Origin of the sequence: Streptomyces sp. CA2R106, from assembly GCF_037034245.1 — a bacterium.
Taxonomy (GTDB): Bacteria; Actinomycetota; Actinomycetes; order Streptomycetales; family Streptomycetaceae; genus Actinacidiphila.
Map to the genome: position 1 here is coordinate 1 of NZ_JBAGKC010000155.1, position 674 is coordinate 674.

The window sequence follows — 674 nt, forward strand, 5'->3', positions numbered from 1 at the left end:
CCACGACATCTACCGGGCGCCGGCCCACCCCTACACCAAAGGCCTGCTCGACTCCATCCCGCGGCTGGACCGCAAGGGCCAGGAGCTGTACGCGATCAAGGGCCTGCCGCCCAACCTGCTGCACATCCCGCCCGGCTGCGCCTTCCACCCGCGCTGCCCGCGCGCCCAGGCCGTGTGCCGCACCGACGAACCCCCGCTGTACCGGGTCAGCCAGGACCGGGCGAGCGCCTGCCACTTCTGGAAGGAGACCCTGCATGACGACAGCCTCCCGTCCGCAGACGCCTGAGTCGGTCGCCTCCGACCCGTCCGGTCGTGAGCCGATCCTCCAGGTCCGCGGCCTGGTCAAGCACTTCCCGCTGACCCGCGGCATCCTGTTCAAGAAGCAGATCGGCGCCGTGCAGGCGGTCGACGGGGTCACCTTCAACCTGTACGCGGGGGAGACCCTCGGCATCGTCGGGGAGTCCGGCTGCGGCAAGTCCACGGTGGCGAAGCTGCTGATGAACCTGGAGCAGCCCACCGCGGGCGAGATCATCTACAAGGGCGAGGACATCAGCCGGGTCTCCGGGCGGGCGCTGAGGTCGGTCCGCCGGAACATCCAGATGGTCTTCCAGGACCCCTACACCTCGCTGAACCCCCGGATGACGGTCGGCGACATCATCGGCGAGCCCTTCGAG

The 674-nt window shown here is 69.4% G+C and carries 2 protein-coding genes; both read left to right on the forward strand.

The features are described from left to right. On the forward strand, window positions 1-286 hold a 286-nt coding region (locus tag WA788_RS35480), incomplete at its 5' end, for an oligopeptide/dipeptide ABC transporter ATP-binding protein (protein ID WP_335984621.1). Further along, window positions 255-674, forward strand: a 420-nt coding sequence (locus WA788_RS35485) for an ATP-binding cassette domain-containing protein (RefSeq protein ID WP_335984623.1), incomplete at its 3' end; no start/stop codon positions are given. The genes WA788_RS35480 and WA788_RS35485, both read left to right, overlap by 32 nt.